The sequence below is a fragment of the Amycolatopsis thailandensis genome (genome assembly GCF_042723255.1).
Classification (GTDB): Bacteria; Actinomycetota; Actinomycetes; order Mycobacteriales; family Pseudonocardiaceae; genus Amycolatopsis; species Amycolatopsis thailandensis.
Genome location: NZ_JBHXJK010000051.1, coordinates 23,205 through 48,007 on the forward strand (window position 1 = coordinate 23,205; position 24,803 = coordinate 48,007).

Annotated in this window: 25 protein-coding genes; 15 read left to right on the forward strand and 10 right to left on the reverse strand. The window is 69.2% G+C overall.

Annotation, left to right across the window (positions count from 1 at the left end):
- Window positions 1–50: 50 nt before the first annotated feature.
- Together ACFWMR_RS21300 and ACFWMR_RS21305 are read left to right on the forward strand one after the other, a co-directional pair.
- A complete protein-coding gene (locus ACFWMR_RS21300; protein ID WP_378379603.1) occupies window positions 51–317 on the forward strand; it encodes a type II toxin-antitoxin system Phd/YefM family antitoxin in 267 nt (88 codons plus the stop codon).
- Window positions 205–720: a type II toxin-antitoxin system VapC family toxin gene (locus ACFWMR_RS21305; protein ID WP_378379604.1), complete on the forward strand. Its 516-nt coding sequence runs from the start codon at window positions 205–207 to the stop codon at window positions 718–720. The genes ACFWMR_RS21300 and ACFWMR_RS21305 overlap by 113 nt, the downstream gene beginning before the upstream one ends.
- On the opposite strand, the gene ACFWMR_RS21310 is transcribed toward ACFWMR_RS21305, so the two are convergent.
- Window positions 704–1,642, reverse strand: coding sequence for an AraC family transcriptional regulator (locus ACFWMR_RS21310; protein WP_378379605.1), 939 nt, complete (start codon window positions 1,640–1,642; stop codon window positions 704–706). The two genes, ACFWMR_RS21305 and ACFWMR_RS21310, sit on opposite strands and share 17 nt — an antisense overlap.
- A gap of 87 nt (window positions 1,643–1,729) precedes the next feature.
- Here ACFWMR_RS21310 and ACFWMR_RS21315 point away from each other — a divergent pair, with 87 nt between their 5' ends.
- The 7 genes from ACFWMR_RS21315 (at window position 1,730) to ACFWMR_RS21345 (ending at window position 7,445) form a co-directional block, all read left to right on the forward strand.
- Window positions 1,730–2,158 (forward strand): nitroreductase family deazaflavin-dependent oxidoreductase, encoded by a 429-nt coding sequence (locus tag ACFWMR_RS21315; protein ID WP_378379606.1) that lies wholly within the window; start codon window positions 1,730–1,732, stop codon window positions 2,156–2,158.
- Window positions 2,159–2,293: 135 nt separating this feature from the next.
- Window positions 2,294–3,481: a winged helix DNA-binding domain-containing protein gene (locus tag ACFWMR_RS21320; protein ID WP_378379607.1), complete on the forward strand. Its 1,188-nt coding sequence runs from the start codon at window positions 2,294–2,296 to the stop codon at window positions 3,479–3,481.
- 178 nt (window positions 3,482–3,659) lie between these two features.
- Window positions 3,660–4,664: a type I glyceraldehyde-3-phosphate dehydrogenase gene (gene gap / locus ACFWMR_RS21325; protein WP_378379608.1), complete on the forward strand. Its 1,005-nt coding sequence runs from the start codon at window positions 3,660–3,662 to the stop codon at window positions 4,662–4,664.
- A gap of 9 nt (window positions 4,665–4,673) precedes the next feature.
- Window positions 4,674–5,882: a phosphoglycerate kinase gene (locus ACFWMR_RS21330; RefSeq protein WP_378379626.1), complete on the forward strand. Its 1,209-nt coding sequence runs from the start codon at window positions 4,674–4,676 to the stop codon at window positions 5,880–5,882.
- Complete coding sequence (gene tpiA / locus ACFWMR_RS21335) at window positions 5,882–6,667, forward strand: triose-phosphate isomerase (RefSeq protein WP_093934258.1); 786 nt, start codon at window positions 5,882–5,884, stop codon at window positions 6,665–6,667. The genes ACFWMR_RS21330 and tpiA overlap by 1 nt, the downstream gene beginning before the upstream one ends.
- 140 nt (window positions 6,668–6,807) lie before the next feature.
- Window positions 6,808–7,038 (forward strand): preprotein translocase subunit SecG, encoded by a 231-nt coding sequence (gene secG / locus ACFWMR_RS21340; RefSeq protein ID WP_005152283.1) that lies wholly within the window; start codon window positions 6,808–6,810, stop codon window positions 7,036–7,038.
- Between the two features lie 65 nt (window positions 7,039–7,103).
- Complete coding sequence (locus ACFWMR_RS21345) at window positions 7,104–7,445, forward strand: RNA polymerase-binding protein RbpA (RefSeq protein ID WP_034311760.1); 342 nt, start codon at window positions 7,104–7,106, stop codon at window positions 7,443–7,445.
- 7 nt (window positions 7,446–7,452) lie between these two features.
- On the opposite strand, the gene ACFWMR_RS21350 is transcribed toward ACFWMR_RS21345, so the two are convergent.
- From ACFWMR_RS21350 to tkt, 7 genes are all read right to left on the reverse strand, one after another.
- Window positions 7,453–8,655, reverse strand: coding sequence for a sensor histidine kinase (locus ACFWMR_RS21350; RefSeq protein WP_167406117.1), 1,203 nt, complete (start codon window positions 8,653–8,655; stop codon window positions 7,453–7,455).
- Window positions 8,656–9,143: 488 nt separating this feature from the next.
- The gene (gene pgl / locus ACFWMR_RS21355) at window positions 9,144–9,899 is read right to left on the reverse strand and encodes a 6-phosphogluconolactonase (RefSeq protein ID WP_378379610.1); all 756 of its coding nucleotides are present in this window, start codon (window positions 9,897–9,899) and stop codon (window positions 9,144–9,146) included.
- On the reverse strand, window positions 9,896–10,909 hold the full coding sequence (opcA, locus tag ACFWMR_RS21360; protein WP_378379611.1) for a glucose-6-phosphate dehydrogenase assembly protein OpcA: 1,014 nt from the start codon (window positions 10,907–10,909) through the stop codon (window positions 9,896–9,898). Before opcA ends, pgl begins: the two co-directional genes overlap by 4 nt.
- Window positions 10,906–12,435, reverse strand: a complete 1,530-nt coding sequence (zwf, locus tag ACFWMR_RS21365; protein WP_093934261.1) for a glucose-6-phosphate dehydrogenase — start codon at window positions 12,433–12,435, stop codon at window positions 10,906–10,908. The genes opcA and zwf overlap by 4 nt, the downstream gene beginning before the upstream one ends.
- Entirely contained in the window at window positions 12,432–14,051 is a 1,620-nt protein-coding gene (locus tag ACFWMR_RS21370; protein ID WP_378379612.1) for a glucose-6-phosphate isomerase, read from the reverse strand. The genes zwf and ACFWMR_RS21370 overlap by 4 nt, the downstream gene beginning before the upstream one ends.
- 8 nt (window positions 14,052–14,059) lie before the next feature.
- A complete protein-coding gene (tal, locus tag ACFWMR_RS21375) occupies window positions 14,060–15,172 on the reverse strand; it encodes a transaldolase (protein ID WP_378379613.1) in 1,113 nt (370 codons plus the stop codon).
- Window positions 15,173–15,186: 14 nt separating this feature from the next.
- Window positions 15,187–17,289, reverse strand: coding sequence for a transketolase (gene tkt, locus ACFWMR_RS21380; RefSeq protein ID WP_378379614.1), 2,103 nt, complete (start codon window positions 17,287–17,289; stop codon window positions 15,187–15,189).
- 298 nt (window positions 17,290–17,587) lie between these two features.
- Between tkt and ACFWMR_RS21385 the strand changes: the two genes are divergently transcribed.
- The 4 genes from ACFWMR_RS21385 to ACFWMR_RS21400 all read left to right on the forward strand — a co-directional run bounded on the left by ACFWMR_RS21385 (window position 17,588) and on the right by ACFWMR_RS21400 (window position 21,832).
- Complete coding sequence (locus ACFWMR_RS21385) at window positions 17,588–18,568, forward strand: heme o synthase (RefSeq protein WP_093934265.1); 981 nt, start codon at window positions 17,588–17,590, stop codon at window positions 18,566–18,568.
- Between the two features lie 180 nt (window positions 18,569–18,748).
- Window positions 18,749–21,004, forward strand: coding sequence for a HelD family protein (locus ACFWMR_RS21390; RefSeq protein ID WP_378379627.1), 2,256 nt, complete (start codon window positions 18,749–18,751; stop codon window positions 21,002–21,004).
- Window positions 21,005–21,014: 10 nt separating this feature from the next.
- Window positions 21,015–21,590: an FKBP-type peptidyl-prolyl cis-trans isomerase gene (locus ACFWMR_RS21395; protein WP_378277315.1), complete on the forward strand. Its 576-nt coding sequence runs from the start codon at window positions 21,015–21,017 to the stop codon at window positions 21,588–21,590.
- Window positions 21,590–21,832 (forward strand): cold shock domain-containing protein, encoded by a 243-nt coding sequence (locus ACFWMR_RS21400; protein WP_378379615.1) that lies wholly within the window; start codon window positions 21,590–21,592, stop codon window positions 21,830–21,832. The genes ACFWMR_RS21395 and ACFWMR_RS21400 overlap by 1 nt, the downstream gene beginning before the upstream one ends.
- Window positions 21,833–21,916: 84 nt before the next feature.
- On the opposite strand, the gene ACFWMR_RS21405 is transcribed toward ACFWMR_RS21400, so the two are convergent.
- Window positions 21,917–22,447, reverse strand: a complete 531-nt coding sequence (locus ACFWMR_RS21405) for a GNAT family N-acetyltransferase (RefSeq protein ID WP_378379616.1) — start codon at window positions 22,445–22,447, stop codon at window positions 21,917–21,919.
- A complete protein-coding gene (locus ACFWMR_RS21410) occupies window positions 22,444–23,415 on the reverse strand; it encodes a quinone oxidoreductase family protein (protein ID WP_378379617.1) in 972 nt (323 codons plus the stop codon). Before ACFWMR_RS21410 ends, ACFWMR_RS21405 begins: the two co-directional genes overlap by 4 nt.
- Before the next feature lie 95 nt (window positions 23,416–23,510).
- Between ACFWMR_RS21410 and ACFWMR_RS21415 the strand changes: the two genes are divergently transcribed.
- Window positions 23,511–23,819 carry a hypothetical protein gene (locus ACFWMR_RS21415; protein ID WP_037344035.1) on the forward strand — a complete coding sequence of 103 codons (309 nt, stop codon included), beginning with the start codon at window positions 23,511–23,513 and terminating at the stop codon, window positions 23,817–23,819.
- The gene (locus ACFWMR_RS21420; protein ID WP_378379618.1) at window positions 23,816–24,682 is read left to right on the forward strand and encodes an ATP-grasp domain-containing protein; all 867 of its coding nucleotides are present in this window, start codon (window positions 23,816–23,818) and stop codon (window positions 24,680–24,682) included. Before ACFWMR_RS21415 ends, ACFWMR_RS21420 begins: the two co-directional genes overlap by 4 nt.
- Window positions 24,683–24,803: the final 121 nt, after the last annotated feature.

Below are 24,803 nucleotides of genomic sequence, written 5' to 3' on the forward strand. Positions count from 1 at the left end.
GGGTGTGGCACAGGGTGGCACTGTGGGGCACAGGGCACTAAAATGTGCGTATGAGCGTTCAGCACGAGATCTCCCAGCGTGATCTCCGGAACCGGTCCGGCGAGATCATGGACGCGGTCGAGCACGGGGAAAGCTTCACCGTGACCCGCAGCGGCTCGCCCATCGCCCAGCTGGTCCCGCTGTGTCGGCGGCACGCCGTTTCCCGTGACCAGTTCGCCGCCGTCTCGGCGAACGCTCCGCTCATCGACCCGGACAGGTTCCGCGCGGACCTCGACGACGCTCTCGAAGGGGAGGCGGACGATCCCTATAACCGCTGAGGTCCACGGCCTGCTCGACACGAGCATCCTGATCCTGCGCCGGACGATCGATCATGCCCAGCTGCCGGATCTGATGTCGATCAGCACGATCACGCTCGCCGAACTGTCCGCGGGCCCGCACTACGCCGCCGACCCGGCCGAACGGGCCCGGCGCACGGATCTGCTGCAACGGGTGGAATCGGAGTTCGACCCGCTGCCCTTCGGAACCGAAGCGGCACGGATCTTCGGCAGGGTGTCGGCGTCCGTGCTCGCGATGGGCAGGACACCCCGACGCCGGGTGGCCGACCTGATGATCGCCAGCGTGGCCATCGCGCACCGGATGCCGCTGTACACCACCAATCCGCAGGATTTCGAAGGCCTGAAAGAACTTCTGGACGTCGTTCCGGTCACCCGACCGTCCTGAGCCCCGCGCGGGCCGAGGTGCGGTATTGCCCGGGGGCTTCGTTCCGGGCGCGCCGGAAAGCCCGGCTGAACGCGAACACCGACGTGTAGCCGACCGAGTGGGCGATGCTGTCCACCGTTTCGTCGGTGTCGCGGAGCCGGACCGCGGCGAGGTCCATCCGCCACTGGGTCAGGTAGTCGCCGGGGGTCCGGCCGGTCGTTTCACGGAAACGGCGGGTCAGCGTGCTGCGCGAGGTCGCCAGTTCCGCCGCGAGCAGATCGGTCGTCCACGGCCTCGCCGGATCCTCGTGGATCTTGACCAGCGCCACGCTCACCAACGGGTCGCCCAGGACGCCGAGCCAGGTTCCCCGCGCCTCGTCCGGTTTCTCGGTCCGCCACACGCGAAGCAGTTGGACCAGGAGGATGTCGACGAGCCGGTTGAGGACGAAGTCCGTGGCGATCTGCGGGCCCGCCAGTTCCCGCGACAGCAGGCGGACGGTGTCGTCCAGCCCGTCGCCGCCGCGGTTCGCGCGGATGTGCACGACGTCCGGCAAGGTGGCGAGCACCTGGGTGGACACCGCCGGGTCGTAGTCGTAGGACGCGCCGAGGACATGGGTCTGCACGTCCCCGGAGCCGAGGCGCAGCACGCCGCCGCATTTGCGTGCCCGCTCCGCCACCGTGCAGAGCTGGGGAATGACCGGGGCGTCCGGGGCGCTGCGCAGAGTGTGCTCCTGGCCGTTCGGCAGCAGGACGACGTCGCCGGGCATGAGCTGCCGCGGTGGGTGGCCTGGCAGGTCCAGCCAGGCCGTCCCGCAGGTGATGGCGTAGAAGGCCGCGCCGGCGATGCGGTGCCAGAGGATGCCCCACGGCCCGGATCCCTCGATCCGGGCTCCGGCGGTGCCCCGGACACCGCCCACGGCGAGGGTTTCGGCCAAGAGGTCCATGAGAGCGATGATAGTGCGACAAACGGGTATGCCCATGGCTGTTTCAGGCATCGATACGGTCACCCGGTGAGCCATACGATCGGATCCATGGCAGAAACGATCGATTTCGACTTCGACGAGATCAACCGCAACGTGATCGCCGAGTTCCGCGAGACCGGCGGCAAGGCGGGCGGCATGTTCGAGGGCATGCCGCTGGTCCTCGTCCACCACACCGGCGCGAAGTCCGGCAAGGAGCGGATCGCGCCGCTCGTCCCGCTCCTGGAGGGCGACCGGATCTACATCTTCGCCAGCAAGGGCGGCGCCGACGACAACCCGGCGTGGTTCCACAACCTCGTGGCCCACCCCGACACCAAGGTCGAGCTCGGCACCGAGACCTTCCCGGTCCGCGCGCGGGTTCTCACCGGCTCCGAGCGCGAAGACGTCTACGCGCGGCAGTCCGCGGTCATGCCGCAGTTCGCCGAGTACCAGAGCAAGACCAGCCGGATCATCCCGGTGTTCGAGCTCGAGCGGCAGTGAGGTCCAGGGCGGGCTGAAGGGAACTTTCCCCGCGTCTCACGCGGTGAAGGACGCTTTCCCCACGTCGCATGTAGGGAAAGCGCCCTTCAGCCGCTGGGGACCGAACCTGTCGGGGCCCGGTGGTAGGAACGATCCGTGACCCCCAAGATCGACGTCCGGCAGCGCCGCGCCCGCCTCGCCGCGCGCCATCACCTGGCCACGCCCGCCGAGTCGGTGCACGCCGTGGCGGACGCGGTCGTCGCGCTGCACGCCACGGACCCGGCGACGGTCCATCTCTCGACGTGGGCCCGGCTCAAGCGCGAAGGCGTCGCGGACGTGGAGCGAGCGCTCTACGACGAGCGCACGCTGATCCGCATGCTTGGCATGCGCCGCACCGTTTTCGTGGTCGGCCACGAGAACGCGGCGCTGGTCCAGGCGGCGTGCTCGGCGGATATCGCCAAGAAGCAGCGCCGCCTGCTCGAACAGCATCTCGGCAAGCAGGGACATCCGGAGAACGTGCCCGAGCCGGACCGCTGGCTCGCCGAGGTCGAGGACGCGACCGAGCGCGCGCTGAAGGCCCGTGGTTCCGCCACGGCACAAGAGCTCTCCCAGGACGAGCCACGTCTCAGACAGCAACTTTTGATGGCGAAGGGGAAGCCGTACGAGGCGATCGCCAACGTCACCAGCAGGGTCCTGTTCCAGCTCGCGGTCGACGGCCGCATCGTCCGCGGCCGCCCGCGCGGGAGCTGGATCAGCAGCCAGCACTACTGGGCCACGATGGGGGATTGGCTGCCCCAGGGCTTCGCCGAGTGGGACGCCGACGAGGCCAGGGCCGAGCTCGCCCGCAGGTGGCTCTTCGCCTACGGGCCGGCGCCGATAGCGGACCTGCGGTGGTGGACGGGCTGGACGGTCGGGCAGACGAAGAAGGCCCTCGCCGCGGTTCAGCCGATCGAGGTCGACCTCGACGGAGTCCCCGGCATGGTGCTCGCCAACGATCTGGAGCCGGTCGAGGAGCCCGGGCCCTGGGTCGCGCTGCTCCCGTCCCTCGACCCGGCGGCGATGGGCTGGATCGAGCGGGACTGGTACCTCGGCCCGCACCGCGCGCCGCTGTTCGACGGCACCGGCAACATCGGCCCCACCGTCTGGGCCGACGGCCGGATCGTCGGCGGCTGGGCGCAACGCCCGGACGGCGAGGTCGTCCATCACCTCTTGGAGGACGTCGGCGCGGAGGTCGAACGGGCCGTCGAGGCGGAGGCGAACCACCTGGCCGAGTGGTTCGGAGAGGTGCGAGTCACGCCACGGATGCGGACCCCGCTGGAGCGACGGCTAGCACAACGAACCTGAGAGTTTTCCCAAGACGTCCTGGTAGCGACGCACTTAATCGATTCTTGACCTGACCCACCGAGTGGTGGAAGTCTCGTCAGGGCAAAGAGGGTCACCCGAGCACGCACGCTAGGGTTGCGCCCGAGTAAAGGACGTCTTACCGGGGCGATCCCGGACGAGTCTCTAGGGAGTGGCAGCAGTGACGGTTCGCGTAGGTGTCAACGGCTTCGGCCGCATCGGCCGCAACTTCTTCCGGGCCGTGCAGGCCGCCGGTCACGACATCGAGGTGGTCGCGTTCAACGACCTCGGCGACGTCGCCACCATGGCCCACCTGCTGAAGTACGACTCCATCCTCGGCCGCTTCCCGGGCGAGGTCAGCGTCAGCGACGAGGGCATCGTCGTCGACGGCAAGACGATCAAGGCCCTCGCCGAGCGCGACCCGGCCAACCTCCCCTGGGGCGACCTGGGCGTGGACGTCGTCGTCGAGTCGACCGGCTTCTTCACCAACGCCGACGCCGCCAAGGCGCACCTGGCCGGCGGCGCGAAGAAGGTCATCATCTCCGCGCCCGCCAAGGGCGAGGACCTGACCGTGGTGCTGGGCGTCAACGACGACAAGTACGACGGCTCGCAGAACATCATCTCGAACGCCTCCTGCACCACGAACTGCCTCGGCCCGCTGGCCAAGGTCCTGCAGGACTCGTTCGGCATCGAGCAGGGCCTGATGACCACCATCCACGCGTACACGCAGGACCAGAACCTGCAGGACGCGCCGCACAAGGACCTGCGCCGCGCCCGCGCCGCCGCGCTGAACATCGTCCCGACCTCGACCGGTGCCGCCAAGGCCATCGGCCTGGTCCTGCCGGAGCTGCAGGGCAAGCTGGACGGTTACGCGCTGCGCGTCCCGATCCCGACCGGCTCGGCCACCGACCTCACCGTCACGCTCACCAAGAGCGCGACCCTCGAGGAGATCAACGCCGCGTACAAGGCCGCCGCCGAGGGCCCCCTGGCCGGCATCCTGCGCTACAACGACGACCCGATCGTCTCGGCCGACATCGTCACCGACCCGGCGTCCTGCATCTACGACGCGCCGCTGACCAAGGTCATCGGCAACCAGGTCAAGGTCATCGGCTGGTACGACAACGAGTGGGGCTACTCCAACCGCCTCGCCGACCTCGTCAAGCTCGTCGGCAACAAGCTTTCCTGACCGATGGCGCTGAAGAACCTCGAAGACCTGCTGAGCGGGGACGTTTCGGGCCGGTACGTACTCGTGCGTTCCGACCTGAACGTCCCGCTCGACGGGGACAAGATCACCGACGACGGCCGCGTCCGCGCGGCCCTGCCGACCCTCAAGCGGCTCGCGGAAGCGGGCGCGAAGGTGGTCGTCACGGCGCACCTCGGCCGTCCCAAGGGCGAGCCGGACCCGAAGTTCTCGCTCGCGCCCGTCGCCGCGAAGCTCACCGAGCTGCTCGGCGTCGACGTCCCGCTGGCGGGTGACCTGGTCGGCGAGTCCGCCAAGGCCACCGTCGCGGGCCTGACCGACGGTCAGGTGGCCCTGCTGGAGAACGTGCGTTTCGACGCGCGCGAGACCAGCAAGGTCGAGGCGGAACGCCAGGAACTGGCCGCCGAGCTGGCCGCGCTCGTCCCGGGCGGCGCGTTCGTGTCCGACGGCTTCGGTGTCGTGCACCGCAAGCAGGCCTCGGTCTACGAGATCGCCCGTGCGCTTCCGGCGTACGCGGGCGGTCTGGTGCTCGCCGAGGTCGAGGTCCTCAAGAAGCTCACCGAGGACCTCGCCCGCCCGTACGTCGTCGTCCTCGGCGGCGCGAAGGTGTCGGACAAGCTGGGCGTCATCGCCAACCTGCTGACCAAGGTCGACAGGCTGCTCATCGGTGGCGGCATGGCGTACACCTTCCTCAAGGCCCAGGGCCACGAGGTCGGCAACTCGCTGCTTCAGGAGGACCAGCTGGACCAGGTCCGCGGCTTCCTCGCCGAGGCGGAGAAGCGCGGTGTCGAGCTGATCCTGCCGGTGGACGTGCTCGCCGCGACGGGCTTCGCGGCCGACGCGGAGTTCGACGTCGTCGACGCGACGGCCATCCCGGCCGACCGCATGGGTCTCGACATCGGCCCGAAGTCCCGCGAACTGTTCGCGGGGAAGCTGGCCGACGCCGCGACCGTGTTCTGGAACGGCCCGATGGGCGTGTTCGAGTTCGAGTCCTTCTCCGGTGGCACCCGTGCCGTGGCCGAAGCGCTGGTCGAGAGCGACGCCTTCACCGTGGTCGGCGGTGGCGACTCCGCCGCGGCGGTGCGGCGGCTCGGCCTCCCCGAGGACGGCTTCTCGCACATCTCGACCGGCGGCGGCGCGTCGCTGGAGTACCTGGAGGGCAAGGAACTGCCCGGAGTCGCTGTGCTGGGAGAGAACGACTAGTGGCGCGCAAACCGCTCATCGCCGGCAACTGGAAGATGAACCAGAACCACCTCGAAGCCATCGCGCTGGTTCAGAAGATCGCCTTCGCCCTGCCGGAGAAGTACTACGCGAAGGTCGACGTCGCGGTCCTGCCGCCGTTCACCGACATCCGCAGCGTCCAGACGCTGACCGACGGCGACAAGCTGTCGCTCACCTACGGCGCCCAGGACCTGTCGCCGCACGACTCCGGTGCCTACACCGGTGAGGTGTCGGGCCCGATGCTGGCGAAGCTGGGTTGCAGCTTCGTCACCGTCGGGCACTCGGAGCGGCGTGAGTACCACGGCGAGTCCGACGAACTGGTCAACAAGAAGGTCAAGGCCGCGCTCAAGCACGGCATCACGCCGATCCTGTGCGTGGGGGAGAAGCTCGAGGTCCGCGAGGCCGGCGAGCACATCGCCCACACCACGGCCCAGCTGGTCGAGGGCCTGAAGGGGCTCAAGGCCGAGCAGGTCAAGGACGTCGTCGTCGCCTACGAGCCGGTCTGGGCCATCGGGACCGGCAAGGTCGCGACCCCGGCGGACGCCGAGGAGGTGTGCGGAGCCATCCGCGCCACCCTCGCCGAGAAGTACGGGGCCGAGGTCGCGTCCTCGGTCCGCGTGCTCTACGGGGGCTCGGCCAAGTCCAACAACATCAGTGACCTCGTCGCGTGCGAGAACATCGATGGTGCGCTCGTCGGTGGTGCCAGCCTGGATGGTGAGGAGTTCACCAAACTCTGCGCACTCGCCGCGGGCGGGCCCCTGCCCTGATCGGGGCACCTACCGGGTAACCTGGGTATCCGGTCCGTCACACAGCAGTGGACGAGTCCAGGAGTACGGTGTGTTCTGGCGGTCATGAGCCGCCGGTGGCACACCGTTTTCCTGCATTCTCCAAGAGCGCAGAGGATGACATGAAGCTGTTCCTGCAAATCCTGTTGATCGCCTCCAGCTTTTTCCTGGTGGTAGCGGTGCTGCTGCACCGCGGCCGTGGCGGTGGTCTGTCTTCGCTGTTCGGTGGCGGTATGCAGTCGAGCCTGTCCGGCTCGAGCGTGGCCGAGAAGAACCTCGACCGGATCACGCTGCTGCTGGGCGCTGTGTGGCTGATCAGCATCATCGGCCTCGGGCTCCTGCTCAAGGTCTGATCGATCCAGGTGTTTCGGCGTGCCTATGGGGGGCGCGCCGCCGATCCCTATAGGTGTGAGGATTCATGGTTGGCGGTAACGCGATTCGGGGCACCCGTGTGGGTGCCGGGCCTTCGGGCGAATCGGAGCGGGGTGAGTCGGCGCCGCGGCGCCGCATTTCCTACTGGTGTGCCAACGGACACGAGGCGCAGCCCTCGTTCTCGATGGACGCCGAGATTCCCGACGAGTGGGATTGCCCGCGCTGCGGACTCCCCGGTGGGCAGGACGAGAAGAACCCGCCTGCCGCGCCGCGGACCGAGCCCTACAAGACTCACTTGGCGTACGTGAAGGAACGGCGTTCCGACGCCGACGGCGAGGCCATTCTCGCCGAGGCGCTGGAGCGGTTGCGCCAGCGCCGGGAGATCTAGCAGTCCCTCACCGGTCGAGCGGGTACCGGGCACGCACCCGGAACCCGCCGTCCTCGGTGTCGGCGGTCTCGAAGCTCCCACCCAGCAGTCGAGCGCGTTCGGCCAGACCGGTCAGCCCGTGCCCTCCCGAGGGCAGGGCCGCACCGGGGGTCCGAGCGCGCTCGTTGCGTATTTCGACCTTGAGCGAACCGTGCTCACCCTGGATCCGGATGGTCGCGGTGGCGCCCGGTGCGTGCTTGTGCACGTTGGTCAGGCATTCCTGCACTGTCCGGTAGGCGGCGGCCGAAACCTGGCTGGGCAGGAGATCGGGGATCCGCTCGACGGTCAGGTGCACCGGGACGTCCGAGCCGCGGATCAGCCGGTCGAGTTCGTTGATCCCCGGCCGCGGCCCGTCTTCTTCGGAGCCCGAGCGGAGCACGCTCACGAGCGAGCGCAGTTCTTCGAGCGTCTTCGTGCTCAGCTTCCGGATGACCTGCGCGGTTTCGAGCGACCGGGCGTCGGAGGTCTGCGCCTGCAGCGCGCCCGCCTGCATCGCGATCAGCGTGATCTGGTGCGAGACGACGTCGTGCATCTCCCGCGCGAGGCGGGCGCGCTCCTCCGCGCGGACGGCGTCGGCGTGGAAGCGGCGTTCGCGGTCGCGGCTGGCGGCGAGTTCGGCGAGCTTCTGCGAGATCTCGGTCCGCGCTCCGATGAGCAGGCCGATGGCCACCGGCATCCCGGCGACGATGACCCCGTAGATCCCGTCGAGGACGTGTTCGCGCCAGCTGAGCTCGACGAAGTCGGCCAGTGGCCACTGGACGAACCGGCAGGTGAAAACGAGCGCGAACCCGGTCCAGGTCTGCCAGTGCATCTGCTTGCGGGTGGCGAGGAAGCCCAGCGCGATCATCGCGGCCAGCTGCGACCAGCCGGCCAGGAAGCCGGGGACGGTGACGATCACCGCGAGGAACGGCAGCTTGCGGCGGAAGGCGAGGCCGAGGCACGCGGCGCCGGACAGGTAGATGGAGTACGGCTGGGCCTTCTCGGGGATCACCAGCCAGACGTCGAGGGCCGCCAGGAAGATCGCGAGCGTGTCGATGCCCAGCGCGACCAGCGCCGGACGTTTGATCTTGGCGAACGACATGACCCCGGCGGCACGGCGCATCCGGTCGGCGGCGTCCGCTCCGGAGCCGCCCACCGAGATACCTGGCATCGAGAGACCCTCTGTGCTCATCGCTGGCGACCTCACTCGTCTTGTGGACTTGAATGGTGAGACGTGTTCTTCGCCCGATCGGGACGCGCAGGAACGAACAAATGTGCGGATGCTAACGGGTGGATGTACAAGGGCGGTAAGTTTCCCCCAGTCGGGCTAGCGACTGTCCGGTCACTGTCCGTTCTGCGGACAAGTGCATGAACGTTCGGTCGGTCGAATCCACACCGGACCACCCGGGCTCGGTGGTCCGCTGATCACTTCGACGGGTGAGTGGTCCGGTTCTGACGACGAAACCGGTCAGAGTTGATCTATGTCACTTTTCGCGTTCGGACGGTGACTGTGGGCCGGGGACAGGAGCTCGGGTTCCTTCAGCGTAGGGAAGAAGCCGCCCCGCGGACGTCCGCCATGGGGGTGTCACGAAACCGCCGAATGCGCGCGAAGGCCCCCTTCCTTCGGCCGATCATTCCAAAACCGGGGCCGAGGGAAGGGGGCCTTCACGCGTTACGAAGTCAGGCTGTCGGGGACTGATAGACCTTCGTGAGTTTCGAGGCGGAACCCCGGTCCAGCAGCCAGAGCGTGCGACGGCTGCCGCGTGCCCCCGCTACCGGGATCTCGACCTCGCCCGCGCCCGCCAGCGCCTGCGAGACGGCGTCCGCCTTCGCGTCGCCACCGGTGACCAGCCAGATGTCCTGCGCGCGACGGATCGCGGGCAGGGTCAGCGAGATCCGGGTCGGCGGCGGCTTCGGGCAGTCGCGTACCGCGACGACCGAGCGTTCCTTCTCGTGCACCGCCGGGCTGTCCGGGAAGATCGAGGCGGTGTGCCCCTCCCCGCCGAGTCCCAGCAGCATGATGTCGAACGCCGCGTCGTTGGCAGCCAGGACCTCCGCGTAGGCCGCGGCGGCGGCATCCACGTCGTCGCCGAACTCGCCGTCCGAGGGTGCCATGGCGTGCACCCGCTTCGGATCGAGCGGGACGTGGTCGAGCAGCGCCTCGCGGGCCTGCTTCTCGTTGCGGTCGTCCGAGTCCGCCGGGACGAACCGCTCGTCGCCCCAGTAGAGGTCGAGACGCGACCAGTCGATGGCGTCCCGCGCACTGGAGTCGCGCAGTTCGCGCAGGATCGCGATCCCCGTGCCGCCGCCGGTGAGCACCACCGAAGCGGACCCCTTGGCGGCCTGGACGTCGACGATCCGGGTGACCAGCCTGGCCGCCGCGGCGGCGGCCAGGAGGTCCGGGTTCTCGTAGACGACTACCTCGGTCTTGCTCATGAGGCGCTCTTCGCGGCAGGTGCCTTCTTGGCGGCCGGAGCCTTCTTCGCCGCCGGAGCCGCCTTCTTCGCCGGGGCGGCCTTGGACGCGGTACCCGACGAGATCTTGCCGAGCCCGTTCAGCGAAGCCTCGTAGATCTCGTCCGGATCGAGCCGCCGCAACTCCTCGATCAGGCAGTCCTTGTTGTCCCGCCGCTGCAGGGCGATGCGGCGTGTCGGCTGGCCCGGCTGGGTCAGCGTGCCGACCCGCCCGTCCGGCCGGTGCAGTTCCACCGGGCCGGACCGCCGGTCCAGCGTCACCGAGATGATGCCGGCGGCGCCGGTGCTCTTGACCCGCTTCACCGGCACCTTGAGGTACTCGGCCAGCCAGCCGGCGAGCAGCTCGGTGGACGGGGAGTCGGCCTCGCCGGTCACGGTCGCGCCGGTGACCTTCTCGTGCGGCGGCAGGTCCAAGGCGGACACGAGCTGCGCGCGCCAGCTGGTCAGCCGGGTCCACGCCAGATCGGTGTCACCCTCCACATAGGACTTCGCCCGGGTGGTGAGTGCTCTTATGGGAGCCTTTTCCGCGGCGGAGTCGGTGATCCGGCGCTGTGCCAGTTCACCGAGCGGGTCCTTGGCCGGGGCCTTCGGACCGGTGCCCGGCCACCAGGTGACGATCGGCGCGTCCGGCAGCAGCAGCGGCACGACCGCGCTCTGTCCCTGCGCCGCCAGCGGACCGTAGAGCCGCAGGACGATGACCTCGCTCGCGCCGGCGTCGCCGCCGACCCGGATCTGGCCGTCGATCCGCGGGGCGGCGGTCCGCGCGCCCTTGGCCACCACGATCACCCGCGAGGGGTGCTCCCGGCTGGCCTCGTTGGCGGCCTCGATCGCCTCTTCGAGCCGGTCGTCGTCGTCGGCCACGATGACCAGCGTCAGCACCCGGCCGAGCGCGACCTGCCCGCCCTGTTCGCGGATCTCGACGAGTTTCTTGTTCAGCTGCGACGTCGTGGTCGACGGCAGGTCGATGATCACGGACGCCTCCAGTTCCGGCCGGTACGTTCCAGCATTTCGTCGGCGGACGGCGGTCCCCACGAACCGGGCGGGTACGCCTCGGGCGCGCCCTTCTTGGCCCAGTGGTCGAGGATCGGGTCCAGGATCTCCCAGGACAGTTCGACCTCTTCGTTCACCGGGAACAGCGACGGTTCGCCGAGCAGCACGTCCAGGATGAGCCGCTCGTAGGCCTCCGGCGACGACTCGGTGAACGCGTGGCCGTAGCCGAAGTCCATGGTGACGTCGCGGACCTCCATCGTGGTCCCCGGCACCTTCGACCCGAACCGCAGCGTGATGCCCTCGTCGGGCTGCACCCGGATCACCAGCGCGTTCTGGCCCAGTTCCTCGGTCGAGGTCGAGTCGAACGGCAGATGCGGCGCCCGCTTGAACACCACGGCGATCTCGGTGACCCGGCGGCCGAGCCGCTTGCCGGTGCGCAGGTAGAACGGCACACCCGCCCAGCGGCGGTTCTGCACCTCCAGCGTCACCGCGGCGTAGGTCTCTGTCGTCGAGTCCTTCGCGAAGCCGCCTTCCTGCAGCAGACCCGGCACCTTCATGCCGCCCTGCCAGCCGCCCGCGTACTGCCCGCGCGCGGTGGTCTCGTCGAGCGGGCCCAGGGGCTTCGTCGCGGAGAGCACCTTGACCTTCTCCGCGCGGAGAGCGCGCGGAGCGAACGAGACCGGCTCCTCCATCGCCGTCAGCGCGAGGAGCTGCAGCAGGTGGTTCTGGATGACGTCGCGAGCGGCGCCGATGCCGTCGTAGTACCCCGCGCGGCCACCGAGACCGATGTCCTCGGCCATGGTGATCTGCACGTGGTCCACGTAGTTGGCGTTCCAGATCGGCTCGAACAGCTGGTTCGCGAACCGCAGCGCCAGCAGGTTCTGCACCGTCTCCTTGCCGAGGTAGTGGTCGATGCGGAACACCGACTCCTCGGGGAAGACGTCGTTCACGATCTCGTTGAGCTCCTTGGCGCTCTTGAGGTCGCGGCCGAACGGCTTCTCGATGACGACGCGGCGCCAGGTCTCGTCGCTCGCGTCGGCGAGGCCGGAGCGGGCGAGCTGCTTGGTCACCACCGGGAACGCGCTCGGCGGGATCGACAGGTAGAACGCGGTGTTGCCACCGGTCCCGCGCTCGGCGTCGAGGTCCTTGACCGTCTGCGCGAGCCTGTCGAAGGCGTCGTCGTCGTCGAAGGTGCCCTGGACGAACCGGATGCCTTCGGCGAGCCGGTTCCACACCGACTCCTTGAACGGCGTCCGCGCGTGCTCCTTGACCGAGTCGTGCACGAGCTCGCCGAAGTCCTGGTGCTCCCAGTCCCGGCGGGCGAATCCGACCAGCGAGAACCCGGCGGGCAGCAGCCCGCGGTGGGCGAGGTCGTAGATCGCCGGCATCAGCTTCTTGCGGGCGAGGTCACCGGTCACGCCGAAGATCACCAGGCTGGACGGCCCGGCGATCCGCGGCAGCCGCTTGTCGCGCGGGTCGCGCAGCGGGTTGCTCCAGGCCCGGGTCACTCGCCTGCCTCCTGTACCGCGCGGACCAGTTCGGCCAGGCCGGCGGCCCGGTCGGTGAGGTGCAGGCGCAGCACCGGACGGCCGTGCTCGGCGAGCACCTGGCCGTCGCCGAGTGCCTGCGCGTGCTGGAGCACGCCGAGCGTGTACGGCCTGTCCGGGACGTCGAGGTCTTCTTCGACGGCGCCGGTGATCTGCAGGAAGACGCCGTTCTGGTGCCCGCCCTTGTGGTACTGCCCGGTGGAGTGCAGGAACCGCGGCCCCCACCCGAAGGTGGTCTGGCGGCCGGTGCGCTTGGCGATCTCGCCGCGCAGGATCGACGTCGACGCGTCGTCGAGCCGGTCGAGGTACGCCTGCACCGCGATGTAGCCGGTTTCCGGTGCGGAGTCGAAGAAAGCCCGCAGGATGTCCGCGAGCTTCCCGTCGGTGGCGACTCCCGCCGATCCGAACACCTCGACCGCGCCGTCCACAGTGGACGGCTCCTCGCCGCCCTTGAGCTTGTCCGGGTTGTCGAGCAGCGAACGCGCGGCCTTCTTGGCGGCCTCGACGTCGGGCTGGTCGAACGGGTTGATCCCGAGCAGCCGTCCGGCGAACGCGGTCGCGAACTCCCACAGCAGGAACTGCGCGCCGAGCGAGCCGGTCACGGCGATCTTCGCGGCGCCTTCCGCCTGGCCGACGGCCACCGGGGTGGCGTCGTCCTTGGCGTCGGCGAACCCGGGGGAGTCCGGGCCTTCGACGGCGACCGGAAGGAGACCGGTGCCCTGCTTGCCGGTGGACTCGGCGATCAGCTGCTCCGCCCAGTCGGCGAAGCCCTTGATGCCGGAACCCGTGTCCGCGATGACGACCTTCTCGGCGCCCTTTTCGTGCGCCGCCGCCCACGCCGCCGCGAGCTTGACCGCGGGGTTGTCCACGGTGTCGGCCGCGAGGGAGTCCGCCACCGAGGCGGCCTGGTCGAGCAGGCGGGCGACGTCCGCGCCGGCCAGACCGGCCGGGACGAGCCCGAACGCGGTCAGCGCCGAATACCGGCCGCCGACGTTCGGGTCGGCGAGGAAGACCTTGCGGTAACCCTCCTTTTCGGACAGTTCCGCGAACGGCGAACCCGGGTCGGTGACGACCACGATCCGCCGGGCCGCGTCGATGCCCGCGTCGGCGAAGGCCTTCGCGAAGATCCGCCGGTGGCTGTCGGTCTCGACGGTGCCGCCGGACTTCGACGACACGACGATGACCGTGCGCTCCAGGTCACCGGCGAGCGCGTCGGCGACCTGACCCGGGTCGGTGGTGTCGAGGACCGTCAGCGGCACGCCGTCGGTCGCGGTGATCACCTCGGGGGCCAGCGACGAACCGCCCATGCCCGCGAGGACGACGCGGTCGACGCCCTCGGAACGCAGGTCGGTCCGCAGTGCCTCGATCTCGCCGATCAACGGCCGCGAGGACTTGTGCAGCGTCGTCCACGAGAGACGGATCGACGCTTCGGACTCGGCTTCGGGACCCCACAGTGTGGCGTCCTGGGACGCCAGTTTCGATGCGACCTGGTCGGCGACGAGCCGCTCCGCGAACGGAGCGGCTTCGCCGGCCAGGGCGGCGTCGACGATTTCGACGCCGGTCGTTTCCCCTGCCATGGTCCAGATCAGTCCTTTGCCTTTTCCAGCTGCCCGGTGACGGTCTCGAGAAGCTCGGTCCACGACTTCTCGAACTTCTCGACGCCTTCGTCCTCGAGGACCTTGAACACGTCGTCGATGTCGATGCCGACCACACGCAGCTTGTCGAAGACGGCCTGCGCGTCGGGGCCCTTGCCGGTCACCGTGTCGCCGGTGACGTCGGCGTGGTCCGCGGACGCGTCGAGGGTCTTCTCCGGCATCGTGTTGACCGTGTCCTTGACGACGAGCTGGTCCACGTAGCGGGTGTCGGAGTACTGCGGGTCCTTCACGCCGGTGGAGGCCCACAGCGGGCGCTGCGCGTTCGCGCCCGCCTCGGCGAGAGCCTTCCAGCGGTCCGAAGCGAAAAGCTCCTCGAACGCCGCGTACGCGAGGCGCGCGTTGGCGATGGCGGCCTCACCGCGCAGCGCGGTGGCCGCGTCGGTGCCGATGGCGCCGAGCCGCTTGTCGATCTCGCTGTCCACACGGGACACGAAGAACGACGCGACCGAGTGGATGCCCTTGAGGTCGTGGCCGTTGGCCTTCGCCTGCTCCAGACCGGCGAAGTAGGCCTCGATGACCGCCTTGTACCGCTCCACCGAGAAGATCAGCGTGACGTTGACGCTGATGCCCTCGGCCAGGGTCTTGGTGATCGCCGGGAGGCCTTCTTCGGTGGCCGGGATCTTGATCAGCACGTTCGGCCGGTCCACGGTCTTCCACAGGTCCTGCGCCTCGGCCACCGTCTTGTCGGTGTCCTTGGCCAGCCGCGGGTCCACCTCGATGGACACCCGGCCGTCGACCCCGTTCGTGGCGGTGTAGACGTCGCGGAACAGGTCCGCGGCGTTGCGCACGTCGGTGGTGGTCAGCTCGCGGATGGTGGCCTCGACGTCGGCGCCGCGGGCGGCGAGCTCCTTGGTCTGCTCGTCGTACGCCTCGCCCTTCGACATCGCGTTGGCGAAGATCGTCGGGTTGGTGGTCACGCCCACGACGTGCTTGTCGCGGATCAGGTCGGCGAGGTTGCCGGTGTTCAGGCGCTCACGGGACAGGTCGTCGAGCCAGATCGAAACCCCGGCTTCGGACAGCTGCGCGAGCTTGTCGTTGCTCATGCTTCCGTACCCCTTCAGTTCTTGGTGTTGGCGATCGAGCGACGGGCGGCGTCGACGACGGCTTCCGCGGTGAAACCGAACTCGCGGAACAGAGTGCCGGCGTCGGCCGAGGCACCGAAGTGCTCGATCGAGACGTTCTCCCCGGCGTCACCGGTGAAGCGGTGCCACGACTGGGCGATCCCGGCTTCGACGGAGACGCGTGCCTTGACCGACGGCGGGATGACCGAGTCCTTGTAGGACTGGTCCTGCGCGTCGAACCACTCGACACACGGCATCGAGACGACGCTCGCCGTGATGCCGTCGGCTTCCAGGGTCTTGCGGGCCTCGACGGCCAGCTGGACCTCGGAGCCGGTCGCGATCAGCACGACCTGGGGTTTGCCGTCGGACGCCTCGGCGAGGACGTAACCGCCCCGCTTGACGCCTTCGGCGCTGGTGCCCTCCAGGACCGGCACGTTCTGCCGGGTGAGCGCGAGACCCGACGGGTGGTGGACGTCCTCCAGGACGGCCTTCCACGCGTACGCGGTCTCGTTGGCGTCCGCCGGGCGGACGACGTTGAGGCCGGGGATCGCGCGCAGCGAGGAGAGCTGCTCGATCGGCTGGTGGGTGGGGCCGTCCTCGCCCAGGCCGATCGAGTCGTGCGTCCACACGTAGGTGACCGGCGCCTTCATCAGCGCGGCCAGCCGCACGGGCGGGCGCATGTAGTCGGAGAAGATCAGGAACGTCGCGCCGTAGGGACGGGTGCCGCCGTGCAGCGCGATGCCGTTGAGGATCGAGCCCATCGCGTGCTCGCGGATGCCGAAGTGCAGCGTCCGGCCGTACGGGCTGGTCTTCCACATGTCGGTGGAAGCCTTCTCCGGGCCGAACGAGTCGGCCCCCTTCATCGTGGTGTTGTTGCTCTCCGCGAGGTCCGCGGAACCGCCCCACAGCTCGGGAAGCGGGTCGGCGAGCGCGTTGAGCACCTCACCGGAGGCCTTGCGGGTCGCGATGCCCTTGGCGTCCGGCTCCCACGTCGGCAGGTTGTCCGCGAAGCCCTCGGGCAGCGAGCGGGTGGCCATCCGGTCCGCGATCTTCTTGCGCTCCGGGTTGGCGGTGCCCCACGCCTCGAACTTCTCCTGCCATTCGGCACGGGCGGTCTTGCCGCGGTCGACGGCGGCACGGGTGTGCGCGATGACCTCGTCGTCGACCTGGAAGTCCCGGTCCTTGTCGAAACCGAGGTACTCCTTGACCGCGGCGACCTCTTCGGCGCCGAGCGCGGCGCCGTGGGCCTTGCCGGTGCCCATCTTCTTCGGCGCCGGGTACCCGATGACGGTCTTCAGCGCGATGAACGACGGGCGCTCGGTCTCGGCCTTCGCGGCCTTGATGGCCTCTTCGATCGCGACGACGTCCTCGCCACCCTCGACGACCTGGGTGTGCCACCCGTAGGCCTCGTAGCGCTTCACGACGTCCTCGGACAGCGCGATCTTGGTGTCGTCCTCGATCGAGATCTCGTTGTCGTCCCAGAAGACGATGAGGTTGCCCAGCTCCTGGCGGCCGGCGATCGAGGAGGCCTCGGCGGTGACGCCCTCTTCGATGTCACCGTCGGAGGCGATCACGTAGACGTGGTGGTCGAAGATGCTCTCGCCCTGCGGGGCGTCCGGGTCCAGCAGGCCGCGCTCGCGACGGGCCGCCATCGCCATGCCGACCGCGTTGGCCAGGCCCTGTCCGAGCGGGCCGGTGGTGGTCTCGACGCCCTTGGTGTGGCGGTACTCCGGGTGGCCCGGGGTCTTCGAGTCCCACTTGCGCAGCTGCTTCAGGTCTTCCAGCTCCAGGCCGAACCCGGCGAGGTACAGCTGGATGTAGAGGGTGAGGCTCGAGTGACCGGCGGAGAGGACGAAGCGGTCACGCGCGGGCCATTCGGGGTCCGCCGGGTCATGACGCAGCGTCCGCTGGAAGAGCGTGTAGGCGAGCGGCGCCAGGCTCATCGCGGTGCCGGGGTGACCGCTGCCGCAGTTCTCGACCGCGTCCGCGGCGAGCACCCGAACGGTGTCGACGGCCCGCGTGTCGATGTCGGTCCAGTCGGCGGGCACGTTGCGCCGGAGGAGTGGGTTCTTCTCGCTGGTAGAGGCGGTTTCGGACACTGAACTCGAACTCCCCGTCATCAGGTTGTGGCTTCTCTTCCCTCGTGGGTAACCCACGTGTACCGCTACTAATCTCAATCGATCCGGAAGGGACGATATTCCTGCTCCGGGCCGTTCGCAGAGGCACGCCGCGACCTACCGCGGCCAGCCTAATGGTTCGGCCGGTCGAGGACCCGCGATCACCCTCTGGAAACAGCACGTCTAACATCGGGGAAGGGTTCAGAGCACGGGGATCCGGGGCCGCCACATCACCCGGAAGCCTGGTGGGCCCGCCCCGAAAACTGACGCAGGGAGTGAAATGTCGTTGGTGAACGCTGCGCACGGACGCAGTGACAGCACCAGCGCCGTACATCCGACCGGTGAACGACCGCACGGTGGCCGGCGAACAATCCGCCAGGTCGTCGGCGCGTACGCCGCCCTGGCGAAGCCCAGGGTGATCGAGCTCCTCCTCGTCACCACGATTCCCGCGATGTTCCTGGCCGGACGGGAAATCCCGTCGCCGTGGCTGGTGCTCGCGACGCTCGTGGGCGGCACCATGGCCGCCGGTAGCGCCAACGCCTTGAACTGCGTCATCGACGCGGACATCGACAAGGTGATGAACCGCACCAAACGGCGTCCGCTGGTGAAGGAGTCGGTGCCCCGGCGCGGCGCGCTGATCTTCGGTCTCACGCTCGGGGTCCTGTCGTTCGCCGTGCTCTATTTCACGGTGAACCTGCTCTCGGCGATCCTCGCGATCGCGACGATCCTGTTCTACATCTTCGTCTACACCCTCGTGCTGAAGCGGCGTACGTCACAGAACGTGGTGTGGGGCGGCGCGGCGGGCTGCATGCCGGTCGTCATCGGCTGGGCCGCCGTCACGGGCACCGTCGAATGGCCCGCGTTCGTGATGTTCGGCGTCATCTTCTTCTGGACGCCGCCGCACACCTGGGCGCTGGGCATGAAGTACCGCGACGACTACGAGCGCGCCGGCGTGCCGATGCTGCCGGTGGTCGCCACCCCGCAGCACGTGGCGCGGCAGATCGTCATCTACTCGTGGGTGATGGTCGCGTGGACGCTGCTGCTGGTCCCGGTGACGAGCTGGATCTACACCACGTTCGCGCTGCTCGCCGGTGGCTGGTTCCTCTTCTACGCGCACAGCCTCAACGCGGCGGTGCGACGTGGCGAGGAGACCAAGCCGATGTCGCTGTTCCACCGGTCGAACACGTACCTGATGATCGTGTTCGTCGCGCTGGCGGTGGACTCGGCGATCGGGCTTCCCGCCATCGGGCTGCCCTTCTAGGGACATCTCGCATTTAGTCCTCTGGATGCGGTACTTGCGCGTGCAACTACCGCATCCAGAGGACTAATTGCATAGGGGGCGCCGGACCCCCGGGGTGCGACAGCGGGAATGAGATGATGGACGGCGCCGTTGTAGACACTTCGGCCCTGTCCCACCTCCGAAAGCAGGCTGCTTTTGTCCGTGTCCCCGGACCGGGAACTCGACGCGCTCGAGCAGGATGTCGCGCTCGAGCAGGAGTACGTCACCACCCTCTACCGCAAGCTCGACGCCGAACGCGTCGACGCCCAGCGCAGGCTCGACCAGACGCTGCGCCAGACCGGCGGCACCCCGCAGGCGCGCACCGAACGCGACGTCGCCACGACGCTGTACACCGACAGGCTGTCCCAGCTGAGCTCGGTCGAGCAGGGCCTGTGCTTCGGCCGCCTCGACTTCCTGCCCGATCACGCCGAAGAGACCACCTACATCGGGCGGCTCGGGCTGTTCGACGAGGACGACGACTACCGCCCGCTGCTCGTCGACTGGCGCGCGCCGGTCGCGCGGCCCTTCTACCTCGCCACCGCCGCTTCACCCGAAGGTGTCCGGCGGCGCAGGCACATCCGGTCGCTGAGCCGGAAGGTCGTCGGCGTCGACGACGAGATCCTCGACCTCTCCGCCGCCGATCAAGGGCAGGACCTCGGTCTCGCGGGGGAGGCGGCGCTGCTGGCCGCGCTCGAACGCCGTCGCACGGGTGAGATGAGCGACATCGTCGCCACCATCCAGGCCGAGCAGGACCGCATCATCCGCGCGTCGCCGAACGGCGTCCTGGTGGTCCAGGGCGGCCCGGGCACCGGCAAGACAGCGGTCGCGCTGCACCGCGCGGCGTACCTGCTCTACACCCACCGCCAGCAGCTCACCACGCGCGGCGTGCTGGTGGTCGGGCCGAACAGCACGTTCCTGCGCTACATCGGGCAGGTCCTGCCGTCGCTGGGCGAGACCGGGGTGCTGCTGGCCACGATGGGGCAGCTGTACCCGGGCCTGGACGCCACCGGGCCGGTCACCCGCGAGGCCGCCGAGATCAAGGGCCGCCAGGTGATGGCCGACGTCCTCGCCAACGCTGTCCGCGACCGTCAGCGCGTCCCGGAACCGGTGCTGGAGATCGAATTCGAGCGCGAGATCCTCATGCTCGACCGCAAGACCTGCACCGAAGCGCGGACCCGGGCCCGCCGGTCGCGCCGTCCGCACAACCTCGCCCGCCGAATCTTCGTGTCCGACCTGCTCGACGCGCTGACCCGCCAGGCCGCCCGGAAACTGGGGGAGGACCTGCTCGACGCGCGCGACGTCCAGGACATCCGGGCCGAGGTCGCCGCGGACAAGAACGTGGCCGCCGCGATCGACGGCCTGTGGCCCCAGCTCACTCCCGAGATCGTGCTCGACGAGCTGTTCGCCGACCGCGAACGGTTGCGCAGCGCGGCCGGGAAAGCCTTGTCCGACACCGATCGTGAGCATCTCCACAGCCCGACGGACGCGCAGTGGAGCCCGTCGGACGTCCCGTTGCTCGACGAGCTCGCCGAGCTGCTCGGCGAAGACGACACCGACGCCCGTGCCGAGCGCGCCCGCCGCGAGCGGGAAGACCGCGCGTACGCGGAAGGCGTGCTCGACATCCTCGAACAGGACGAGGAGATCATCGACGAGGAACTGCTGCGGGTCGGCGACGTCCTCGACGCGGAACTGTTCGCCGAGCGCCAGCATCGCCGCAGCGAGATGACCGCGGCGCAGCGGGCCGCCCAGGACCGGACCTGGACGTTCGGGCACATGATCGTCGACGAGGCGCAGGAACTGACCGCGATGGACTGGCGGCTGCTGATGCGCCGGTCGCCGAACCGGTCGATGACGCTGGTCGGCGACGTCGCCCAGACCGGCGCTTCCGGCGGCGCGCGGTCCTGGGGAGAGGTGCTTTCGCCGTACGTCGCCGATCGCTGGCGGCTCGAAGAGCTGACCGTCAACTACCGGACCCCGGCGGAGATCATGGCCGTCGCGTCCCGGGTGCTCGCCGACGTCAACCCGGAACTGGAAGCGCCGGTTTCGGTGCGGGAGACGGGTTTCGAGCCTTGGCTGCGTTCCGTGGCGCCTGCCGGCCTCACCGCGGAACTGCCGGGGATCGTCGACGCCGAACTGTCCGCTGTGGACGGTGGGACGGTCGCCGTGCTGTGCCCGGCGTCACTGATCGCTTCGCTCTCCGAGGCGCTGGGCGAGACGGGTGACCGGGTGTCGGTGATGCCTGTCGAGCGGGCGAAGGGCCTGGAGTTCGATTCGGTGGTGCTGGTCGCCCCGGACGAGGTCGTCGCCGGGTCCCCGCGCGGGCTCAACGACCTTTATGTGGCCCTGACCAGGGCGACCCGTCGGATGGGCGTAGTGCAGACCGGTGAGGTTGTTCCCGCGCTGGAGGGTCTTGGCTAAGGTCGGCCGCATGCGCACATTCGGCAAGATCGTGGTCATCGGCGCGGGCGTGCTCGCCCTGGCGGCCTGTGGCGAGAAAGAGAACACCGCAGGTTCGGTCCAGTCGTCCGGCGCGGCCCCCGCGTCGGCCTCGACGTCGGCCCCGGCCTCGAAGGCCCCGACGGGCAAGGAGTGCACGGCGGAGGACGTGAAGACCACCGGGAAGTTCGGCGAGGCGCCGACCATCACCATCCCGGACGACTGCGACCCGCCGAAGAAGCTCATCACCAAGGACCTCGAGCCCGGTACCGGTGAGGGCGCCAAGTCCGGCGCCAACCTGAAGATGAACTACTCGCTGGTCACCTGGTCCAACAAGCAGAAGCTGGACAGCTCCTTCGACCGGGGCGAGCCGTTCGACCTGACCCTCGGCGCCGGCATGGTCATCAAGGGCTGGGACCAGGGTCTCGAAGGGATCAAGCAGGGCGCGCGGCGGCTGCTGATCATCCCGCCGGACCTCGGCTACGGCGAGGGCGGCCGCGGCATCGCGCCGAACGAGACCCTGGTGTTCGTCACCGACGCGGTGAGCGTCCCGACCGACAAGGGCTGATGGGGACTTCCGACGGACGCGTTCACCGGGGCCGGGTCCGCTCCTGGCTGGTGGACGACGGCTGGGGAGTCGTCGAGTCGGCCGACTTCGCCGATCCCATCTGGGTCCACTACTCGACGGTGACCGGTGTCCCGCCCGGTGAGTTTCGGCAGCTCCAGGTCGACGGCGAGGTGGAACTCACCGTCGAACACGCCGAGCAGGACGAATTCCGCCTGCGGGCGATCTGGGTGCGGTCGATCTGACCGGCCCGGTGCCTTTGCCCGAAGTACATGATGGCCCCCTTCCTTGCGCCTAGGTACAGGAAGGGGGCCATCATGTACTTCCCGTCAGCCGGCGTATTCCCAGGTGAGCAGGGTGATCTCCAGTCCCTTTTCGACCTTCGGCTCCGGAGGCGCGTCGGTCAGGGCATAGCCGACCCGGCGCGCGACGGCCTCGCTCGCCGCGTTCCCCGCGTCGATCTTCAGCCGGAGCGGCCCGAGCCCGAGTTCCAGCGCGTAAGCGGTGAGCACCCGCAGAGACCGCGCCGCGAGATCTTGCCCGCGGTGGGCCGGGCCGACCGCGTAGCCGAGCTCGACGTGGCCCTCTTCTTGCAGGAACACCACCACCTCGCCGAGTGGCTCATCGCCGTCGGTCGTGATGGCGAGCCGCCGTCCCGAGCCGTCCGCACGGCGGAGCCGGGCCTTTTCCAAGTGCCCCTTCGCCGCCACCTCGTCGAACGGTGACGGCAGCGGCGTGAACCGGGCGACGGCGGGATTGTCGAACAGTCCCGGCAGGTACGCGACGTCGTCTTCGATCCACTCCCGCAGGACGAGCCCCTCGCCCGTGAGCCGGACGTCTTCCGGCCAAGGCGCCGTCACGGGATCAGCAGGAGCTTGCCGGTGGTGCGCCGCCCCTGAAGGTCTTCGTGCGCCTGACGGGCGTCGGCCAGCGGGTAGCGGCCGCCGATCCGGATGTTCAGCGAGCCGTCCTGAACGGCGGCGAACAGTTCGCTCACCCGCCACTCCAGTTCCTCGCGGGTGAGGACGTAGTGCGCGGAGGTCGGGCGGGTGAGGTACACCGAGCCGCTGCGGTTGAGCTGCTGCGGGTCGATCGGCGGGACCGGGCCACTGGCCGCGCCGTAGAGGGCGAGCAAGCCGCGGATCTTCAGGCTCGCCAGGCTGCCGTCCACAGTGGATTTGCCGACGCCGTCGTAGACCACGTCGACACCCTTGCCGCCGGTGAGGTCGCGGACGGCTTTGGCGAAGTCGACCTGGTCGTAGCGGATGACGTCGTCCGCGCCCGCCTGCTTGGCGAGTCCGGCCTTCTCGTCGGTGGAGACGGTGCCGATGACCCGCGCGCCGCGGGCCTTGGCCAGCTGGACCAGCAGCAGGCCCATGCCGCCCGCCGCGGCGTGGATCAGCACGTCGTCACCGGCCTTGACCTCGTAGGTCGAGGCGATCAGCGCGTGCGCCGTGATCCCCTGGAGCATCGTGGCCGCGGCGGTCTCCTCGGAAACGCCTTCCGGGATCTTCACCGCGATGGTGGCGGGGAGCAGACGGCGCTGGGCGTAGCTGCCCAGCGAACCCTGCCAGGCGACCCGGTCGCCGACGGTGAAACCGGTCACGTCCGCGCCGACCGCGGCCACCGTGCCCGCACCCTCCATGCCCAGGACGAACGGGGTGTCGACCGGGTAGATGCCCTCGCGGTGGTAGGTGTCGATGTAGTTGACGCCCGCCGCCGCGACGTCCACGAGCAGTTCGCCGGAACCGGGTTCGCCGACCTCGACTTGGGCCAGTTCAAGGACTTCGGGACCACCGGTTCGCCGGATCTGCACTGCCGCGGGCATACGTCCTCCTAGTTCAAGGTCCTTCCGACCGGGACAACTATGGCCGACGCCACGGTTATTCCGCGTCCCGGGCCTTTCGCGGTTAAGCTCGGCGCGTGGCTGAGACCGAAGAGAAGACCGAGACCGCCGCCCCCACGTCGCGCCAGGTCGCGGCCGCCCGCGACTTCGTGAAGCGGCACGGGAAGCCGTCGCGCGCGGTGGTGGAGAACATCGGCCGGATCGGCGCGCGGGTCGTGCTCGTGGGTGCCGACGGTGCGCTCGGTGACGTCGTCGTCGCCTCCGTGGAGGCCGGCGAGGCGCTGGTCGAGGCCGTCGAAGACCTCGAACCCGCCGAATGGGACAGCGAAACCGTGAAGGCCACCAAGATCGGCGCCGAGCACCGCCGCCGGATGGCGGGGAAGTGAGCGGCTCCGCGATCTTCGTCGCCTGCTCCACGCTGCCGGAGGGCGACGGCGACGAGCACGCCGTTCCCGAGGCGCTGGCCGACCTCGGCTTCAAGACCCGCTGGGCCGCCTGGGACGACTCGACGGTCGACTTCGGCGCCGCGGACATCGTCGTGCTGCGTGCCACCTGGGATTACGCCGAGCGCCACGACGAGTTCCTGTCCTGGACCGAATCCGTGCCGTCGTTGGCCAATTCGGCCGAAGTCGTGCGCTGGAACACCGACAAGTCCTATCTGGCCGAACTAGGCGACGCCGGGGTCGCGGTCGTGCCGACGACGCTGATCGCGCCGGACGACAAGGCTCCGGGCTGGCCCAAGGGCGAGTTCGTGCTGAAGCCCGCCATCGGCGCGGGTTCGCGCGGCGCCGGCCGGTTCACCGCGGGCGACGCGGCCGCCGCGCACCTGTCCGGATTGCAGGCGGACGGGAACACCGTGCTGCTCCAGCCGTACCAGTCCAGTGTGGACAGTGACGGCGAGATCGCGCTGGTGTACTTCGGCGGCGTGTACTCGCACGCGTTCTCGAAGGCCGCGATGCTGGGCCGGGAACTCGACGAATCCGGGCTGTACGTGACGGAAAACCTCGCGCCGGTACAGCCTGCCGCGGGTTTCCGCGCGCTGGCCGAAGACGCGTTGGACGCGACGGCGGCGCTGCTCGGCATCCTGCGCGCGGAACTGCTCTACGCCCGTGTGGACCTCGTCGCCGGGCCGGACGGACGGCCGCTGCTGCTGGAACTGGAGCTCGTCGAGCCTTCGCTCGGTTTCCGGCAGACCGACGCGGCCGCCGCTTGGCGCTTCGCCTCCGCTGTGCGGCAGCAACTCGCCTGACGCGCGCGTGTCATGAGGGGTCCCCATAGGACACTTTTCGTCCGAAGTGGTGGCCAGCATTGCGGTGTAGTATAAAAAAATGATATCCCCCCACTACCCACAGGATAACGTATGGCGGGGT

Excerpts from the sequence above, each read along its gene's own strand:
- tal (WP_378379613.1), bottom strand. The coding sequence starts at position 15,172 with ATGAGCAACGACAAGCTCGCGCAGCTGTCCGAAGCCGGGGTTTCGATC.
- ACFWMR_RS21345 (WP_034311760.1), top strand. The coding sequence starts at position 7,104 with ATGGTTGGCGGTAACGCGATTCGGGGCACCCGTGTGGGTGCCGGGCCT.
- ACFWMR_RS21395 (WP_378277315.1), top strand. The coding sequence starts at position 21,015 with ATGCGCACATTCGGCAAGATCGTGGTCATCGGCGCGGGCGTGCTCGCC.
- secG (WP_005152283.1), top strand. The coding sequence starts at position 6,808 with ATGAAGCTGTTCCTGCAAATCCTGTTGATCGCCTCCAGCTTTTTCCTG.
- ACFWMR_RS21410 (WP_378379617.1), bottom strand. The coding sequence starts at position 23,415 with ATGCCCGCGGCAGTGCAGATCCGGCGAACCGGTGGTCCCGAAGTCCTT.
- ACFWMR_RS21350 (WP_167406117.1), bottom strand. The coding sequence starts at position 8,655 with ATGAGCACAGAGGGTCTCTCGATGCCAGGTATCTCGGTGGGCGGCTCC.
- ACFWMR_RS21310 (WP_378379605.1), bottom strand. The coding sequence starts at position 1,642 with ATGGACCTCTTGGCCGAAACCCTCGCCGTGGGCGGTGTCCGGGGCACC.
- ACFWMR_RS21315 (WP_378379606.1), top strand. The coding sequence starts at position 1,730 with ATGGCAGAAACGATCGATTTCGACTTCGACGAGATCAACCGCAACGTG.
- ACFWMR_RS21300 (WP_378379603.1), top strand. The coding sequence starts at position 51 with ATGAGCGTTCAGCACGAGATCTCCCAGCGTGATCTCCGGAACCGGTCC.
- ACFWMR_RS21400 (WP_378379615.1), top strand. The coding sequence starts at position 21,590 with ATGGGGACTTCCGACGGACGCGTTCACCGGGGCCGGGTCCGCTCCTGG.
- ACFWMR_RS21370 (WP_378379612.1), bottom strand. The coding sequence starts at position 14,051 with ATGGCAGGGGAAACGACCGGCGTCGAAATCGTCGACGCCGCCCTGGCC.
- pgl (WP_378379610.1), bottom strand. The coding sequence starts at position 9,899 with ATGAGCAAGACCGAGGTAGTCGTCTACGAGAACCCGGACCTCCTGGCC.
- ACFWMR_RS21385 (WP_093934265.1), top strand. The coding sequence starts at position 17,588 with ATGTCGTTGGTGAACGCTGCGCACGGACGCAGTGACAGCACCAGCGCC.